The following is a 16,150-nucleotide window of genomic DNA, read 5'->3' as shown; positions in this document are numbered from 1 at the left end:
CTTACTCTTTCTCGATCCAGGCGCCATAGAATGAGGGGCGTCCAACGGCTTCAAAGGCAACGCCTTTCACCGATGGCGCACCGGCAAACACCTGCGGCTCTTCAAAGATAGGGATCACATAGGCGTTATCGAGCAGGTAGCGCTGCGCATCGCCGGTGAGTTGCAGCCGTTTTTGCGGGTCAACTTCGGCTGAAATCGCCGTCAGCTTGTCATTAAGCTGGTCGTCGCGGAAACGCTTCACTTTGTCGCTGGAGCCGCCTTTTTGCAGCAGCGCATCGCGGTTGGCCGGGAAGAACATACTTTTCACCACGTCCGGATCGGCGCGGCCCACTTCAGAAACGGTTAAGGGCGTTTTCAGCGGGTCGAGGTTATCCAGCGTGCGGCTGCCGGCATCGCCTGCTTTTACGCTCAGGGCCACGCCGACCTGTTTCCACTGTTGCGCCACCAGTTGCAGCACCTCTTTGTTTTGCGGCTGTGGCAGCGACTCATACACCGTCAGTGCCAGCCGCTGGCCCTCTTTTGCACGCACGCCGTCCGCGCCAGTTTTCCAGCCCGCTTCATCAAGCAGCTGGTTAGCCTTTGCCGGGTCAAACGCCAGTTTGTCGCTGAGATTGACATACCCGGCGGCGGAGGCCGCGATCACCGAGGTGGCCTGCGGATAGTTGCGGGAGAAGAGGGTTTCAACCACCTGCTTCGCATTGGTGGCATGCAGCAGCGCCTGACGTACGCGCAGGTCGGCGACCAGCGGGTTGTCCGGGCGGAAACTGAGGCTGTCATTAACGCCGCGCGTCGGCGCCGCATAGATGGTAAAGCCCTGGTCGGTGGCCTGCTTCTCGTCGTAGGCCTGAACCTGGCGGATAAACCCGGCCTGGCCTGCCAGCAGCGCGCCAATGCGCACGCTATCTTCCGGCGTGACAATGATTTTTATGCCGTCGAGATTGGCAGGGCCTTGCTGAGGGATATTTTTCGGCCCCCAGCGGTAATCTTTACGTGCCGTGAGGGTCACTTCACGGCCGAGTTTCTCATCGCTGACCACAAACGGCCCGGAGCCAATAATATGCCGGGCGTCGCCCAGCGAATCGAAGCTGCGTTGCAGCGTGCTAAGGGAGACCAGGCCGGATCCGATGGTCGCCGTTCCCTGCAGGAACCCCGGCGAGGGCTTTTTAAAGTAGAACTTCACGGTGTGCGCATCGATCACTTCACTGTGGTCGTAGTTGTTGATCACCTCTGAGACCGGCAGGCGCTGCGCTTTATTCCCCAGCCCGTAGGTATCAAAGTTTTTCGCCACCGCTGCCGCATCCAGCGGCGTGCCATCGGAGAAGGTCACGCCGGGACGAATTTTGAAGGTGTACTCCGTTTTGTCGGCGTTGCTGCTCCAGCTTTCGGCGATCCACGGCTCCACCTCCAGTGTTTTGGGGTTCTGCCAGGTGAGTTTGTCGGTAATTTGATTGAGGATGCCGCCATTCGGGTAGAAACCGCCCGCCGGGGGGTAGAGGTTGGTGTGTGCCTGCTGCTCAAGATAGATCAGCGTGCCGCCTTTAACCGGCGTTTGCGCTGCCTGGCTCAGCAACGGAGCAGCCGTGATCAACGCCGCTAACAGCGGTCTACGAAAAGGGAAGCGCATGGTGAATTCCTTTGTTATCTCTTGTTTTAACGTCGCCTTCATCATCCGGGGAGCGTCAGAACAAGGGAACAAAGGAAATGAGATAAGCTTTTCAGAAAAGCGCAAAACAGCGGGGATGGGGAGGCAAGCGTAAGCGCGGTGCAGGGCGCGAACACCCTGCACCGTGCGCGATCAATGACGTAAATCGATCACCATACGGCCACGGATCTGGCCCTGCTCCATCTCTTTAAAGATGGCGTTGATATCTTCCAGCGGGCGCAGCGCCACTTTCGGCACCACTTTCCCTTCGGCGGCGAACTGGAAGGCTTCGGTAAGATCCTGACGGGTACCGACCAGCGAACCCACCACCTGGATGCCGTCCAGCACCAGACGCGGAATATCGAGGCTCATCGCTTCCGGCGGCAGACCAACGGCGACCACGCGTCCACCGGCGCGCACGGCGTCGACCGCCGAGTTAAAGGCCGCTTTCGCCACGGCGGTCACCACGGCCGCATGCGCGCCGCCGGTTTTCTCCTGCACCACTTTCGCCGCATCTTCGCTGCGCGAGTTGATGGTCAGATCGGCGCCCATGCTGGCGGCAAGCTTAAGCTGCTCGTCATTCACGTCAATGGCGATCACTTTGGCATTAAAGACATTTTTCGCGTACTGCAATGCCAGGTTGCCGAGGCCGCCCAGACCATAAATTGCGATCCACTGGCCCGGGTTAATCTGCGACACTTTCACCGCTTTATAGGTGGTGACACCCGCACAGGTGATGCTGCTGGCTTCCGCGGAGCCGAGGCCGTCCGGCACTTTTACCGCGTAATCCGCTACCACAATGCACTCCTGCGCCATGCCGCCATCGGCGGTGTAACCGGCGTTGACCACTTCGCGGCACAGGGTTTCATTGCCGCTGTTGCAATATTCACAGTGGCCGCAGCCCTGGAAGAACCACGCAACAGAGGCGCGATCGCCTGGTTTCAGCGAGGTGACGCCTTCGGCAATCTCCGTGACGATGCCAATCCCTTCATGACCGAGGATCACCCCGGTCTTGTCGCCAAAATCACCGTTTTTAACATGCAGATCGGTGTGGCATACGCCGCAACACTCCATTTTCAGCAGCGCTTCGCCATGTTTCAGCGGGCGCAGCGTCTTCTCTGCAATAGCAACCTGGTGATCCTGAGTAACAACGGCAGCTTTCATCTTTAATCTCCTTGCTGGCAAAAGAACGGTGAAGCGCTATCGCCTCATCCCTCAATACCCCTTAAGAGTTAATGGTTTAGGAAAGGGATTCAATAGCCTGGCAACAGAATGACATACTTTGCCGCCATTACCCTTATATCAGGTAGGGTAAATGGTGAGTAATCAAACAGTTAATGTGGTTACAAAACGTGCTGCACAGATGTCATGAATATGTGGGAAATATGAAAAAAGGCACCTTGCGGTGCCTTTGAAGCAGAGATAAAACGGCTACAACAGCAAGCGAAGACGGGCGATCTCGTCGCGCCACTGCGCCTGCAACTGGGGTTTTTGATGCTTCTCTTTGCGCGCCAGATCTTCCTCCAGCCGCATTTCCAGATCGATTAGCCGCTCCAGCAGAGCGTCATCATCGTCCGGTGCCGCAGCGGTGCAGGATTGCGTGTTAACCGCCGCAACCGGCGAGCCAGCGCGTTCGCGCAAACGGGCAAACACCGTGTCGGCATCATGCCACTCGCTCAGCTCGCCATCTTCCACCAGCCAGAAACGGTTACAGCTCTGGCTTATCAACTGCCGGTCGTGGCTCACCAGCAGCACGCCGCCGCTGAACTGCGTTAACGCCTGCGCCAGCTCCTCTTTGCCCGCCATATCAAGGTGGTTGGTCGGCTCATCGAGCATCAGCAGGTTAAAGCGCGCCAGCGACAGCCCGACAAAGAGCAGCCGCGAGCGCTCGCCGCCGCTGAGTGTTGCCACACGCTGGCTGTGACGAGAAAAGGCAAAACCGGCGCTGATCAAGGCCATTTTCCTGTCACCGGGCGCCGGGGCGAAAGGCTCCAGCGCGTCGAACAGGGTCGACTCGTCCGGCAACTGGTGCAGGCTCTGATCGTAATACCCGGCATGCAGCCGCGGATGCAGGCGCAGGGCGTCATGCTCCGGCTGGTGGTAAACCTGCCAGATAAGCCTTAGCAGAGAGGATTTCCCGCAGCCGTTGCGCCCGAGCACCGCCACCCGATCGCCGCTTTTCAGGCGGGCAAGCGGGATGCGGAACAGCGCAGGCAACCCCGACGCGGGGGAGACCGCCAGGTTATCCATCTCCAGTAAGCGGTCAGCCGCTAAGGGTTCGCCATGCAGCGCCAGCCGCCACTGGCTGCCGTCGGTCAGTTCCGTCTGGCTCGCTTTCAGGCGATCCACCTGGCGTGCCATCTGTTTTGCTTTACGCGCCAGATCTTCGTTGTCGTAGACGCGACCCCATGTCGCCAGCCGTTTGGCGCTGGCGGTCACACGGTCAATCTCCTTCTGCTCCGCTTTGTGGCGCAGGGCATCGCTCTCATCCCGCTCCCCAAGCGCTTTGCGCGCCAGAGTGCAGGGTAAGGCGAAACCGTGCAACGTATGGTCGCGCAGGATCCAGGTGCCGTTGGTGACGGCATCCAGCAGTGCGGCGTCGTGGGAGACCATCACAAAGCTGCCGGACCAGCTTTGCAGAAACTGCTCCAGCCACAGCAGAGTGGGCAGATCGAGGTGGTTGCCTGGCTCATCCAGTAACAGCAGGTCGGGTTCGCGGATCAGCGCCCGCGCCAGCAGCAGGCGGGTGTGTTGCCCGCCGCTCAGCGTCGCCGCCGTTAAGGCAATCTCCTGCTCGTTCAACCCCATCGTGGCGAGCAGCGATTCTGCGCGCCAGCGCTGGGTTTCCCGTTCAGCCGAAGGGAGTTGCGCCAGCACCGCATCAAGCAGCGTCATTGACAACAGTTCATCGGGGAGGTGTTGCTCCACGCGCGCCAGCAGGCAGTGATGCGCCTGTGTCACCATACCGGAAAGCGGGGAGATCGTGCCATCAAGCACCTTCAGCAGGGTACTTTTGCCGCAGCCATTGTCGCCAATAAGCCCAAGGCGATCGCCCTTTTTCAGGGTAAAGGAGAGGTCAGAAAACAGCGGACCGAAGGCGGTCTCAACACGGATTGATTGTGCAGATAGTAGTGTGCTCATTGCTTACTCAAGAGTTACAGGCGTGAAAACGCCTCGTCAAACATCGCTGACGACAACCCGGTAAGCCCGAGGGAAGGGAGAGTTATGCTTCGCTCAAGCAGAGGTTATCGCAGCACGATACCGGTAACGCTTGAGCTGGCGCGATCGCCAAATGCATGTGAATAGTCAAACAATTCACAATACAGCATAGGTAGCCTCCTTTTTTATATTCAGTAAGTTGATGGGTGAAAAGGAGTTTAGCGAGGAAGTGAATGATTTACCAGCAACAAAAAACCCGGAGCAGCGTGCTCCGGGTTGCGGGGAGAGTTAAATCGAGGTACGGCGATAGTTGCGGTACTGCGGCTCCCAGAAGTTGTCATCAATGGCCTGCTTCAGCGCTTCCGGGGAGGTTTTCACCGCCACGCCTTGCTGCTGCGCCATTTTGCCGACGGCAAAGGCGATTGCGCGCGACACTATCTGAATATCCTTCAGTTCCGGCAGCACCAGCCCTTCGCCATTCAGCAGCAGCGGCGAGTACTCAGCCAGCGTTTCACTCGCCGCCATCAGCATATCGTCAGTGATACGCGACGCGCCGGAGGAGATCACACCAAGGCCAATGCCCGGGAAGATATAGGCGTTGTTGCACTGGGCAATCGGGAAGACTTTATCCTGAAACTGCACCGGGGCAAACGGGCTGCCGGTGGCAACCAGCGCCATGCCGTTGGTCCAGCTGATGATGTCCTGCGGCGTTGCTTCCACCCGCGAAGTCGGGTTGGAGAGCGGCATCACGATCGGGCGCGGGCAGTGTTTGTGCATCTCACGGATAATCTCCTCCGTGAACAGCCCGGTCTGGCCGGAGACGCCAATCAGGATATCCGGCTTCACGTTGCGCACCACATCAAGCAGGGAGATCGCTTCGTTCTGGACGTTAATATCCCAGTTTTGCAGATTTTCGCGCTTCTGCACCAGCCCGGTCTGGAACGGCAGCAGGTTTGGCATGCCGTCGGTCAGCAGGCCGAAACGGTCAACCATAAAGACTTTCTGGCGCGCGGCTTCTTCGCTAAGGCCTTCACGCTGGGTCTGGGCGATGATCTGCTCGGCGATACCGCAGCCAGCGGAACCGGCCCCGAGGAAGACAATTTTCTGATCGCTGAGCTGGCTGCCCGCCGCGCGGCTGGCGGCAATCAGTGTCCCGACGGTGACGGCGGCCGTGCCCTGAATGTCATCGTTAAAGGAGCAGATCTCATCCCGGTAGCGGTTCAGCAGCGGCATGGCGTTTTTCTGGGCAAAATCTTCGAACTGCAACAGCACGTCCGGCCAGCGCTGTTTCACCGCCTGGATGAACTCATCCACAAAGGCGTAGTACTCATCGCCGGTAATGCGCGGATGGCGCGAGCCCATATAGAGCGGATCGTTGAGCAGTTGCTGGTTGTTGGTGCCGACATCCAGCACCACCGGCAGGGTGTAAGCCGGGCTGATGCCGCCGCAGGAGGTGTAGAGCGACAGCTTACCGATAGGAATGCCCATCCCGCCAATGCCCTGGTCGCCAAGGCCGAGGATGCGCTCGCCGTCGGTGACCACAATCACTTTGATATTGTGGTTCGGCACGTTTTGCAGGATGTCATCCATGCTGCCGCGATTTTGCCAGGAGATGAACACACCGCGCGCGCGGCGGTAGATATCTGAGAAGCGTTCGCACGCCCAGCCGACCGTCGGGGTGTAGATCACCGGCATCATCTCTTCAAGATGATTTTCGACGAGACGGTAGAAGAGGGTTTCGTTGGTGTCCTGAATGTTACGCAGGTAAATGTGTTTATCGATATCGGTCTTGAAGCCCTGATACTGCAACCAGGCGCGCTCGGCTTGCTCTTCAATGGTTTCCACCACTTCCGGCAGCAGGCCCAGCAGGTTGAAACTGCTGCGCTCTTCAACGCTGAAGGCGCTACCTTTGTTCAGCAGGGGAAACTCGAGCAACACGGGTCCTGCGTAGGGGATATACAGTGACCGATTCTTATTATGTTTGGCATTCATCTAACAGCTCCTTGAGAAACGAACGCGCGCACGGGGGGTGAGGTCGCACGCGGGTACAGCGGCGGGCGCAATTATAAAGCATTGAATGAGCAAATACTTCCCGATTGACCTATTCGTTGATTGAATTTTTATCAACTTTCCTGGTAAGCGGCATGTGGGGAGCTGAAATGTGATGCTGGCGGCATAAACAAAAAACTCCAGTATCCCTGCTACATGAATGGTCTTTGTCGTTATATGTTTGAAAAAATCGATAGCAAGGAACATTACGTTAAGGAGTAACGCTTATGGCTGCACATTTCCCTCAAAATAATGAAAGCCATTGTTGATATTGAAGGCGGTACACAATGAAAAAAGGATTTGGCCTGGCGGTGGCCTTTGTTGCGGCAGGTATTGCTACTTATTTTTATCTTAACAATCGCCCAACGCACATTATTGCCGTACATCAGAATGAATTCGTCGCCTCGGTATTGGTTGATCGCTTGCCGCTGTCTGATAGCAAGCGGATTGCCTGGTGGTTAATTAACAAAGAGACCATCAGTACGCAATACCACATTACCTCTATCCATGAACGGGGTGCGAAAAGTGTTTATATCTATGCCTTTGGTGAGGGTTATCTTCCCGAAGAGGATAAAGACCGGCTCTGCTTTGAGGATATGCCGGGGCCGAAAAACTGTATCGATAAAAATATCCTGATGATGGTGCTGCGCACGCGCGATGGCGCACAAAAATTCATTTTTGATGATGCGGTTTACGTTAAGGGACGGGAAGCTGGTGGAAAAAGCACAGAGTGAGTAACGCGGAGTAAAGCCCGGATAAACACCACCCCGCAGGGTGGTGTGGGAGTGGGTCTTAACCCGCGCGGCGATGACGGCCGGAGCGGTGGGAGACAACGGTCTCCTCGTTGTTGTCTTTGGTGACAACCTTACGGGTGTTCGACACTTTGTAATCCAGTCCCATAAGATGACGTGCCTGACGGTTCGATTTCATGCTTACTCCTTAATCCAGTTGCGTGTTTCAAGGACAAGCCCGGTAAATGGCCGGGCGAAATACAATCACATCATTGCAAGGTATGTTTCCATACCGAAAGATTATCCTCGGCTATCGCTGCGCAAATCTCAACCCTGATGGGCACTTTTAAGAACAGTCTCGCTGACCTGTGCGCCACATCACTCTTTTGGCCCGACTAGCAGCGTCAGCGGCCCACCGAGGCGCCTGTTTTGCAGCGGTCGCAGGCTGGCGAGCCGCGCGCGCAGATCGTTATCGCAGGTTGAGAGCTGGCACCAGGCCTCCAGCCAGGCAAGATTTGTCGGCTGCTGCAAAAAGGCCATATCCTGCTGAGCGCCGCTTCTGTCGGTGAAGGGCTGCGGGTTATCCAGCCCGGCAATCACCTGCGTGGCAAGCCGCTGTAACGCAGCCCTATTCTCCTGAGGCATATCGACGCCGTTGGCACGGGCGAAAAGGGCGATCATCACCAGCGGTTGCAGGGCGTAATTGTGATAAGCCAGCGCCCGCTGGCGGCGACGCAGCTCATTAGGCAGAAAGCCGTCGGCATCAATCTGGTTCATAGCGGTGCGGTAGATCGCCAGGGACTGGTCAAAGAGATCCTGCCGCCCGGTTGCTACTGAGGTTGCCATTAACGCCCAGGCTGCCCAGTAGCTGTGATTATTGACCTTTCTTTGCGGCAAATCCCGCCATTCGCTGGCGGTTAAATCCCCCATCTTGCCGAGCCAGCGGGTGATGTTTTGCGTCTGCTCAGGCCAGGCGTTCAGCGGATGGCTCGCTGAAAATTTCAGCTGAAGCCAGCCTGATGAGAAGGTAGCCAGCGCCCATTTGCGCATCGATTTACCGGTGTGGTTTCGCGCCTCGCCGAGTAGCGCCCCGGCCGTGGCCCAGCGATTGAGCGCGGTGACAACACAGGAAACATCGCGGGCATCGCCGCTGCGGTGCCAGGCGGTGATTTGCGCGCTGACGAATTTCTCCATATCGGCGATGGCGCGAGTTTGCTGGTGGAAAGCCGCTTCCGCCTGCGGATTGAGCGTGGCGCGGGCGCTGTCTGAACCTTCATATTTACTGCGAAAATCGAGTGTGCCGGTAAAGGGCGGTGGTGCGTCGGGGCAGGAGAGGTTTTTAGCCAGCGTATGTGTTGCCGGGGGCTGGCTAAAGCCTGCGGGGGGAATAAGGTGGGCGGCGTGGGTTGCCGCTGTAAAGAGGATAAAGATCAGCCCTGCGCGCAGAAACACCATGCTACGTTCTCCTTCCGCTACTGGAAGGGGGGACTATAGCATGGCCGTTTGTTTTTCAGCTGCCGCCAAAAACGTGCACCGCACGATGCAGGCGCGCGGCGCGTGCAGAGAGGTTTTCCGCCGCCTGGGTGACATGGTCAACCATGCCGCTATTGTTTTGCGTCATGCCGCCCACGCGGGAGACCGAATCGTTAATCAGCGCCAGCGCCTGCGTCTGTTCATGGGTGGCGGTACCGATCTCTTTAATCATTGTCGACATGGTGACCACATTCTCGATCATCGCCGTCAGGTGGCTCTCCGTGCTGGCAACCATACCGACGCCGCTTTTCACATTTGCCACGTTGTGTTCAATCAGCGTCTGGATCTGCCGCGCCGCCGAGGCGGAGTGCTGAGCCAGATTACGCACCTCGGCGGCCACCACGGCAAACCCGCGGCCCGCCTCACCGGCGCGCGCGGCTTCCACCGCAGCGTTGAGGGCGAGGATATTGGTCTGGAAGGCGATGCTGTCGATAACGCCGATAATATCGACGATCTTGCTGTTATCTGCCGAGACTGCCTGCATCATCGCGATGGCCTGTTTCATCGCTTCTCCGCTTTTCACCGCAACGACGCTGGTTTCGTCTGCCCGGCTCATGGCCTCTGCCGCCGTTTCCGCTGTCTGTTTCACCGCGCTGGCAATCTCCTCAACCGCTGCCGCCGTCTGGTGCAGGTCGGCGGAGGTTTCTGCCGTGCGGCTGTGCAATGCGTCGCCTTCGCGGGCGATCTGCTCGCTTACCCCACGGATCCCGGCAATTTGCGCTGAGACATCGCCGACCAGCGAATTGAGGTTGAGCCCGGACTGATTGACCAGGCGCATCAGAAGCCCAATCTCATCGACGCGATTAAAGTGCTGGTAATCAGCTTTGCGCCCGGAAACGACGCGCTGCATTTGCGCGAGCACAATTTTCAGTGGGCGGGAAAATTGCTGCTGCAAAAAGAGCGTGAGCAGGGCAAGAATAATTAACACCGCTGCGGATTTTTCTACGGCATTAAAATAGAAGAATTGCAATACCACTAACAGAGCAGCAGAGGGGATGATGCCGAAATAAATGCGTCCGGCCGCACTGATACGTTGAAATAAAGATAAAAATGAAAGTAAACCGCGACGAACCAGTAATCCTTTATAAAACTTATAACCTTTAATTTTATTTTCATTAACACGCTGATAAAGCGACGCGCTGGCGTCAATCTCTTCGCGTGCCGGAATATTACGCACTGAGATATAGCCGGTTAATTTTCCTTGCTGGTAGACCGGCGTGACGTTGGCGCGCACCCAGTAGTGATCGCCATTTTGACGGCGGTTCTTGACGATCCCGGTCCAGCTGTCGCCTTGCTGGAGGGTAAACCACATATCGCCGAAGGCGGCGGGCGGCATGTCCGGGTGGCGAATAATATTGTGTGGCTGACCTTTCAGCTGCTCTTCCGTAAAACCGCTGGCCTCAATAAATGCTGTGTTGGCATAAGTGATATGGCTTTGCGTGTCGGTTGTCGATAATAATGTCGAGTCTTCGTTAAGTAAATATTCGTTTTGTGTAACGGGTGTGTTGCGTTTCATAATAACCCCACGGTGGATCGCGCCATCTATTGCCGCAGGCGCAAAGAGCATAGTCATTTTCTTCATGAAATGTCGTTATTGTTATTGCCCGGGCATTTTCCATTAACTCAGGCGACACGAAAAGCGGTTGGGTTAATTATTTTTTAAGTGGCACTTAAAGAGTGAAGCGCATAATTGTTATTATTATGAAAAATTAAAATGGGCTGCGAAATATCAGCTAGCATTAAGTAAATCCTTAAGCCAAATTGATGGCGGGCGATGTGGAAAGGGGACAAAAAAGCGCAGCGGGGAAAAGAGGTTTTAACATCGGGCTGCGAAGGTTGCGTGAAGGAATGTGTACCATAAAGTCACTTTAATCTGCGATCACGCTAACAGATTGGCCTCTGTTCAGCCAACGGGATGGGCAGGATATTGCTAGACTCCCGCGATGGCATCATCCATTCGGGTTCTTTGTGGGCATTTTGAGGGTAGCATCGCGTGTTAGCGACTTTGATATACCGTAGCCGACTGAATCGGGCATTAATTCCCTCTCAACTGACTACTATCGTCGAGCGAGCAAACCACAGCAACGCAAAGTTGCAGGTGACGGGTATCTTATTGTTCGACGGCGAGTATTTTTTGCAGGTTCTTGAAGGACCGCTGGAGTCAGTTAACAGCGTTTTTGAACGCATCAACAACGATATTCGCCACGGTAATATCGTCGAACTGCTGCGGGACTTTGCGCCGCGCCGCCGTTTTATCGATCGCGGCATGGTGCTGTTTGATCTGCGCACGGTGCAACCTGCGGTGGTGCTACGCGCTGTATTGCGCTTTGGCATGGTGCGCTACAACCAGGCGAGCAGCGATCGGGCCTACAAATTTATCCGCAATTTTATCTCCTCGGCCAATAACAACGGCGGCGTACGCAATACCTCGCCTGACGAGTGGCGCTTTACCCGCAAAGCGTCGCCGTTTAGCCAGGAGACGCTGCCCATGCTCGAGGGGCAGCCCTGTCAGTTCGCCTTCCAGCCGATTATCGAACCGCTGCGCGGCAAAATCTCTTCACTGGAAGCGCTGATCCGCGGGCCAGACGGCGGCAGCCCGCAGGACTATTTCGCGACCATTGCACCGGAGAAACTGCACGAAGCGGATCTCGCCTCCAAAGCGTGGGCGCTGGCGATGGCACGTCGTATTGGCATCGGCAACCACAAAATTGCGCTTAACCTGCTGCCGATGTCGCTGGTCAAGATCCCGGGGGCGGTGGATATGCTCCTTGGGCACATTGCGCGCAATAAGCTCAGCCCCGGGCAGATTATTGTCGAAGTGACGGAAGATGAGGTGATCTCCAGCTATGACGAGTTCACCTGGGCGATCCGCCAGCTGCGCGCGGCGGGGATTGGCCTGGCGATTGATGACTTTGGTTCAGGGTTTGCCGGGCTGTCGCTGCTGGCGAAGTTTCAACCCGATAAGCTGAAAATCGATCGCACTATCGTTACCGATATTCATCTTCATGGTCCGAAACAGGCGATTGTTAAAGCCATTCTCGAGTGCTGTGCCGAGCTGCAAATTAGCGTGGTCGCGGAAGGGGTGGAGAAGGTGGAAGAGTGGTGCTGGCTTGAAGCCGTTGGCGTCGAGCGTTTTCAGGGCTTTCTCTTCGCCCGCCCGCTGCTGAATGGTGTGCCGGCGATTAACTGGCCTGAGCGTATTCCTCTCAATAAAAAACCCTCATAGCACGAAACGCTTAACCGGTTTGGCTTATAGATCATCGTACTTCTATGCTTAACGTATCGACAGTGGATGTGACAAAGGAGCGTGGATGAAAATTAAAAAGCAGCTCGCACGGAAACTGGCACTCGAATCTTCTCTGGGGCGCAGTATTACCTTTTTTATCGTGGCGCTGCTGCTGGCAGGAATGGCAACTACCACCTGGACGCTGACCCGCTCCTGGGAGCGTGCGGTCGAGGATATTGAGCGCGATGCGGTTAACCTGTCGATCTCGCAGGCGCGTCAAGCGGAAGATACTTTTCTCCAGGCGGAGCTGGTGCTGCGCGACATTCGCCGTAATCTGCCGGTAGAGAACGTTGACCAGATCAACGCACCACAGTTTGATATCTATCTCGCCGATCTGAAATCCCGCCTGCCGCAGCTGCATGGCCTGATGGTCTATGACGCTCAGGGCAATATGAAGTCAACGTCGTTTGGCAAAATCCCGGTGATGTCAAACAACAGCGACCGCGAATATTTTGTTTATCACCGCCGTAATGGTCACGGTAGCGTGCACATTGGTCATGTGATCCGTAGCCGCACGACCGGCGATTTAGTGATCCCGGTGTCGTTACGCATCAGCGATAAAGCGGGCGGTTTTGAAGGCATCCTGCTGGCGACGGTGCGGATCGACTATTTCCGCCATTTTTATGCTTACTTTGAGCTTGGTCAGCGCGACATGCTGGCGCTGCTGAATATTGACGGCACCGCGCTCTATGTGCGCCCGTATGGTGACGAGATCATCAACCGCAATCTCTCTGCCAGCCCGCTCTTTACACGGGAGCTGGCGCGAAAAGATCGCGGTAACGGTACCTGGATCTCCGCGCTCGATCACGTTGAACGCACTTATGGCTTTGCCCGCCTTGAGCGCTATCCGCTGGTGGTCGCTGCCGGTTACGACAGACCGGCGCTGTGGAACAGGTGGTTGCAGGAGAGCCTGCCGGATTTGGTGCTTAACGGTATGCTGCTGCTCGGCACCCTGTTGATGGGGTCGATTATCTTTCGCCAGGTGCGGCTCAATGTACGTAATCAGACCGAGCTTGCGGTGCTGCGTGATGAGCTGACCAGTATCAACCATACGCTGCAATTAATGGCGCTGGCCGATGGGCTGACAGGGCTTGCGAACCGTCGCCAGTTCGATCTCTTTTTAAATAAAAGCCTGAAGGCCTCGGCACTGACGCAAAAACCGGTGGCATTGATCATGATCGATATCGACTACTTCAAGCGCTATAACGATTTTTACGGCCATGTTGCCGGGGATAACTGTCTGCGGATGGTGGGTGAGATCCTACAAAAGCTGAAACTGAGACCGAATGATTTGATTGCTCGCTACGGCGGGGAGGAGTTCGCGATTGTTCTGCCGGATACTGGCCCTGAAGCGGCGCTGTTTGTTGCCCGTCAGGCGGTGACCGCGGTGCGCAATGCGCAGATCCCGCACGTGAAGACCAGCGCGCAGCAGAGCATTGTGACCATCAGCGCCGGGTGTTATAGCCTGGTTGCCGATCAAAATTATGATGACGCCATTCGCCTGAAAGAGGGGGCGGATAAGGCGCTCTACCAGGCGAAAATCGATGGGCGCGACCGGGCGCTCTCCGCCTCCTGATATGAGCCCTTGCCGGGTAGCGCTGCGCTTACCCGGCTTACAACTGCAATTCCCCCTAGGCCTGATAAGACGGAGTCGCCATCAGGCGATCTGCATGCTTACCCAACCTGCAAATTCATCATCGACTACCCTTAATGTTTCTAATGAAGCTGCAAGGAGAGAGCACGATGAGCATGAAGACCAGCGATTTCTTCGTCCAGCGCCTGAAAGAGTGGGGCGTGACACGTATTTATGGTTACCCCGGAGATGGCATCAACGGCGTGCTCGGGGCAATTCAGCGCGCGAATAAATCCGGCGACGGCATTGAGTTTATCCAGGTTCGCCATGAAGAGATGGCGGCGTTTATGGCGGTTGGACATGCCAAATTTACCGGCGAGCTGGGCGTCTGTCTCTCGACCGGTGGCCCGGGGGCAACCCATATGCTGACCGGCCTCTACGACGCCAAAATGGATCACGCCCCGGTGCTGGCGATTGCCGGCCAGGCAGAGACTACCGCGCGCGGAGCGAGCTATCAGCAGGAGATGAATCTCGATCGCGTCTTCTCCGACGTCGCCAACTTTGTCCAGGAAGCCGCGACTCCTGCGCAGGTGCGTCATCTGGTGGATCGCGGTGTGCGCGTGGCAATGGCGCAGAATGGCGTCGGGGTGGTTATTATCCCGAAAGATGTGCAGGACGAACCCTGGCAGGCTCCGCAACATGCCCACGGCTTTACCCACTCCGGCTCGGGCTATCAGCGCCCGCGCGTTATTCCTCATCAGGTTGATTTGCAACGCGCCGCTGAAGTGCTGAATGCCGGTAAAAAAGTGGCCATCCTGATTGGTGCTGGCGCACGCAATGCAGCGGTGGAAGTGGTGCAGGCGGCGAATGTGCTGGGTGCTGGCGTGGCGAAAGCGCTGCTCGGTAAAGATGTCCTTCCCGACGATGCGCCGTTTGTTACCGGCTCGATTGGTCTGCTTGGCACCGAACCCTCGTGGAAACTGATGCAGGAGTGCGACACGCTGCTGATGATTGGCAGCGGTTTCCCGTGGACCGAATTTTTGCCGGCAGAAGGCAGCGCCCGCGCCGTGCAGATTGATATCGACCCGGCAATGCTGGGGCTGCGCTATCCCTGCGAAGTCAATCTCCACGGCGACTCAGCAGAGACGTTACGCGCCTTGCTGCCGCTGCTGGAGCAGAAAACAGACCGTAGCTGGCAGGAGTCGATTGCGAAAAATGTGCAGAGCTGGTGGGAACTGATGGAGCAGCGCGCGATGGCACCGGCGAACCCGGTTAACCCGCAGCGCGTGGTGTGGGAGATGTCTCCGCTGCTGCCGGATGACGCGATTGTCACTTCCGATTCAGGTTCCTGCGCCAACTGGTTTGCCCGCGATTACCGCGTTAAGCAGGGGCAGCGCGCGTCGCTCTCCGGCGGGCTGGCCTGCATGGGCGCGGCGGTGCCATATGCGATTGCAGCGAAATTTGCCGCACCGGAGAAGGTGGTTGTCGCGCTGGTGGGCGATGGGGCAATGCAGATGAACAATATGGCAGAGCTGATCACTATTCAGAAGTACTGGCAGCAGTGGGCGAATCCGCGGCTGGTGATTTGCGTTTTCAATAACCAGGATCTTAACCAGGTAACCTGGGAGCAGCGGGTGATGGAGGGCAATCCGCGCTTTGAAGCGACCCAGCAGCTGCCGGATGTGCGTTATGCCGAGTTTGCGCAATCGCTGGGGCTGGGCGGGATTTTTGTTGATAACCCGGACGCGCTCTCAACCGCCTGGCAGCAGGCGTTGCAGTCCGACCGCCCGGTGGTGCTGGAGGTGAAGACGGATCCGGAAGTGGCGCCGTTGCCGCCGCATATTACCTTTAAGCAGGCGAAAGCCTTTATGGCCTCAATGGCGAAGGGAGATCGTGGTGCCGTGCAGGTGATTAGCGATACCGCCAGCCAGTTGTTCCATAAGAAGTGATGAAAAAGCCCGGTGAAAATGAACTCACCGGGCTTTTGCCAGACTCTGATGGCGGCTCCGCCTTATCAGGCCTACGTGGTGTTGTAGGCCGGGTAAGCGCAGCGCTATCCGGCAAGCAATGTCTGGGCGACTCCGCTTTATCAGGCCCACGTGGTGTTGTAGGCCGGGTAAGCGTAGCGCCACCCGGCAAACAGTGCCTGATGGCGGCTTCGCCTTATCAGGCCCACA

11 protein-coding genes are annotated in these 16,150 nt (G+C 56.8%); 4 read left to right on the top strand and 7 right to left on the bottom strand.

The genetic code is table 11. The features are described 5' to 3' along the window. Position 1 precedes the first annotated feature (1 nt). From ABIC80_RS06135 to ABIC80_RS06120, 4 genes are all read right to left on the bottom strand, one after another. On the bottom strand, positions 2 to 1,624 hold the full coding sequence (locus ABIC80_RS06135; RefSeq protein ID WP_429176044.1) for a TIGR04028 family ABC transporter substrate-binding protein: 1,623 nt from the start codon (positions 1,622 to 1,624) through the stop codon (positions 2 to 4). Between the two features lie 171 nt (positions 1,625 to 1,795). Next, on the bottom strand, positions 1,796 to 2,806 hold the full coding sequence (gene adhP, locus ABIC80_RS06130) for an alcohol dehydrogenase AdhP (RefSeq protein WP_429176042.1): 1,011 nt from the start codon (positions 2,804 to 2,806) through the stop codon (positions 1,796 to 1,798). Positions 2,807 to 3,073: 267 nt separating this feature from the next. Beyond that, positions 3,074 to 4,783, bottom strand: coding sequence for an ABC-F family ATP-binding cassette domain-containing protein (locus tag ABIC80_RS06125; RefSeq protein WP_429176041.1), 1,710 nt, complete (start codon positions 4,781 to 4,783; stop codon positions 3,074 to 3,076). Positions 4,784 to 5,089: 306 nt separating this feature from the next. Beyond that, a complete protein-coding gene (locus ABIC80_RS06120; protein ID WP_042713092.1) occupies positions 5,090 to 6,793 on the bottom strand; it encodes an NAD-dependent malic enzyme in 1,704 nt (567 codons plus the stop codon). Between the two features lie 344 nt (positions 6,794 to 7,137). On the opposite strand from ABIC80_RS06120, the gene ABIC80_RS06115 reads away from it, so the two are divergent. Continuing rightward, positions 7,138 to 7,584 carry a DUF943 family protein gene (locus tag ABIC80_RS06115; protein WP_429176039.1) on the top strand — a complete coding sequence of 149 codons (447 nt, stop codon included), beginning with the start codon at positions 7,138 to 7,140 and terminating at the stop codon, positions 7,582 to 7,584. Between the two features lie 58 nt (positions 7,585 to 7,642). On the opposite strand, the gene sra is transcribed toward ABIC80_RS06115, so the two are convergent. The 3 genes from sra to ABIC80_RS06100 all read right to left on the bottom strand — a co-directional run bounded on the left by sra (position 7,643) and on the right by ABIC80_RS06100 (position 10,630). Then, positions 7,643 to 7,780, bottom strand: a complete 138-nt coding sequence (gene sra, locus ABIC80_RS06110; RefSeq protein WP_023478646.1) for a stationary-phase-induced ribosome-associated protein — start codon at positions 7,778 to 7,780, stop codon at positions 7,643 to 7,645. Positions 7,781 to 7,959: 179 nt separating this feature from the next. After that, entirely contained in the window at positions 7,960 to 9,036 is a 1,077-nt protein-coding gene (locus tag ABIC80_RS06105) for a mannuronate-specific alginate lyase (RefSeq protein ID WP_429176038.1), read from the bottom strand. A 55-nt stretch (positions 9,037 to 9,091) separates the two neighbouring features. Then, on the bottom strand, positions 9,092 to 10,630 hold the full coding sequence (locus tag ABIC80_RS06100) for a methyl-accepting chemotaxis protein (protein WP_429176493.1): 1,539 nt from the start codon (positions 10,628 to 10,630) through the stop codon (positions 9,092 to 9,094). A gap of 477 nt (positions 10,631 to 11,107) precedes the next feature. Between ABIC80_RS06100 and ABIC80_RS06095 the strand changes: the two genes are divergently transcribed. The 3 genes from ABIC80_RS06095 to ABIC80_RS06085 all read left to right on the top strand — a co-directional run bounded on the left by ABIC80_RS06095 (position 11,108) and on the right by ABIC80_RS06085 (position 15,922). Next, positions 11,108 to 12,340 (top strand): diguanylate phosphodiesterase, encoded by a 1,233-nt coding sequence (locus tag ABIC80_RS06095; RefSeq protein WP_429176036.1) that lies wholly within the window; start codon positions 11,108 to 11,110, stop codon positions 12,338 to 12,340. Positions 12,341 to 12,425: 85 nt separating this feature from the next. Continuing rightward, positions 12,426 to 13,976, top strand: coding sequence for a sensor domain-containing diguanylate cyclase (locus ABIC80_RS06090; protein WP_042713097.1), 1,551 nt, complete (start codon positions 12,426 to 12,428; stop codon positions 13,974 to 13,976). Between the two features lie 167 nt (positions 13,977 to 14,143). Continuing rightward, entirely contained in the window at positions 14,144 to 15,922 is a 1,779-nt protein-coding gene (locus tag ABIC80_RS06085) for a thiamine pyrophosphate-requiring protein (RefSeq protein ID WP_094419868.1), read from the top strand. The last annotated feature ends 228 nt before the right edge of the window (positions 15,923 to 16,150 follow it).

Origin of the sequence: Kosakonia sp. 1610, assembly GCF_050435845.1 — a bacterium.
Taxonomy (GTDB): domain Bacteria; phylum Pseudomonadota; class Gammaproteobacteria; order Enterobacterales; family Enterobacteriaceae; genus Kosakonia; species Kosakonia cowanii.
This window is presented reverse-complemented; position numbering and strand designations above follow the sequence as displayed.

What these genes read in the sequence shown, in the direction of transcription:
- ABIC80_RS06135 (WP_429176044.1), bottom strand. Translation starts at nt 1,624, where the DNA reads ATGCGCTTCCCTTTTCGTAGACCGCTGTTAGCGGCGTTGATCACGGCT.
- adhP (WP_429176042.1), bottom strand. Translation starts at nt 2,806, where the DNA reads ATGAAAGCTGCCGTTGTTACTCAGGATCACCAGGTTGCTATTGCAGAG.
- ABIC80_RS06125 (WP_429176041.1), bottom strand. Translation starts at nt 4,783, where the DNA reads ATGAGCACACTACTATCTGCACAATCAATCCGTGTTGAGACCGCCTTC.
- ABIC80_RS06120 (WP_042713092.1), bottom strand. Translation starts at nt 6,793, where the DNA reads ATGAATGCCAAACATAATAAGAATCGGTCACTGTATATCCCCTACGCA.
- ABIC80_RS06115 (WP_429176039.1), top strand. Translation starts at nt 7,138, where the DNA reads ATGAAAAAAGGATTTGGCCTGGCGGTGGCCTTTGTTGCGGCAGGTATT.
- sra (WP_023478646.1), bottom strand. Translation starts at nt 7,780, where the DNA reads ATGAAATCGAACCGTCAGGCACGTCATCTTATGGGACTGGATTACAAA.
- ABIC80_RS06105 (WP_429176038.1), bottom strand. Translation starts at nt 9,036, where the DNA reads ATGGTGTTTCTGCGCGCAGGGCTGATCTTTATCCTCTTTACAGCGGCA.
- ABIC80_RS06100 (WP_429176493.1), bottom strand. Translation starts at nt 10,630, where the DNA reads ATGAAACGCAACACACCCGTTACACAAAACGAATATTTACTTAACGAA.
- ABIC80_RS06090 (WP_042713097.1), top strand. Translation starts at nt 12,426, where the DNA reads ATGAAAATTAAAAAGCAGCTCGCACGGAAACTGGCACTCGAATCTTCT.
- ABIC80_RS06085 (WP_094419868.1), top strand. Translation starts at nt 14,144, where the DNA reads ATGAGCATGAAGACCAGCGATTTCTTCGTCCAGCGCCTGAAAGAGTGG.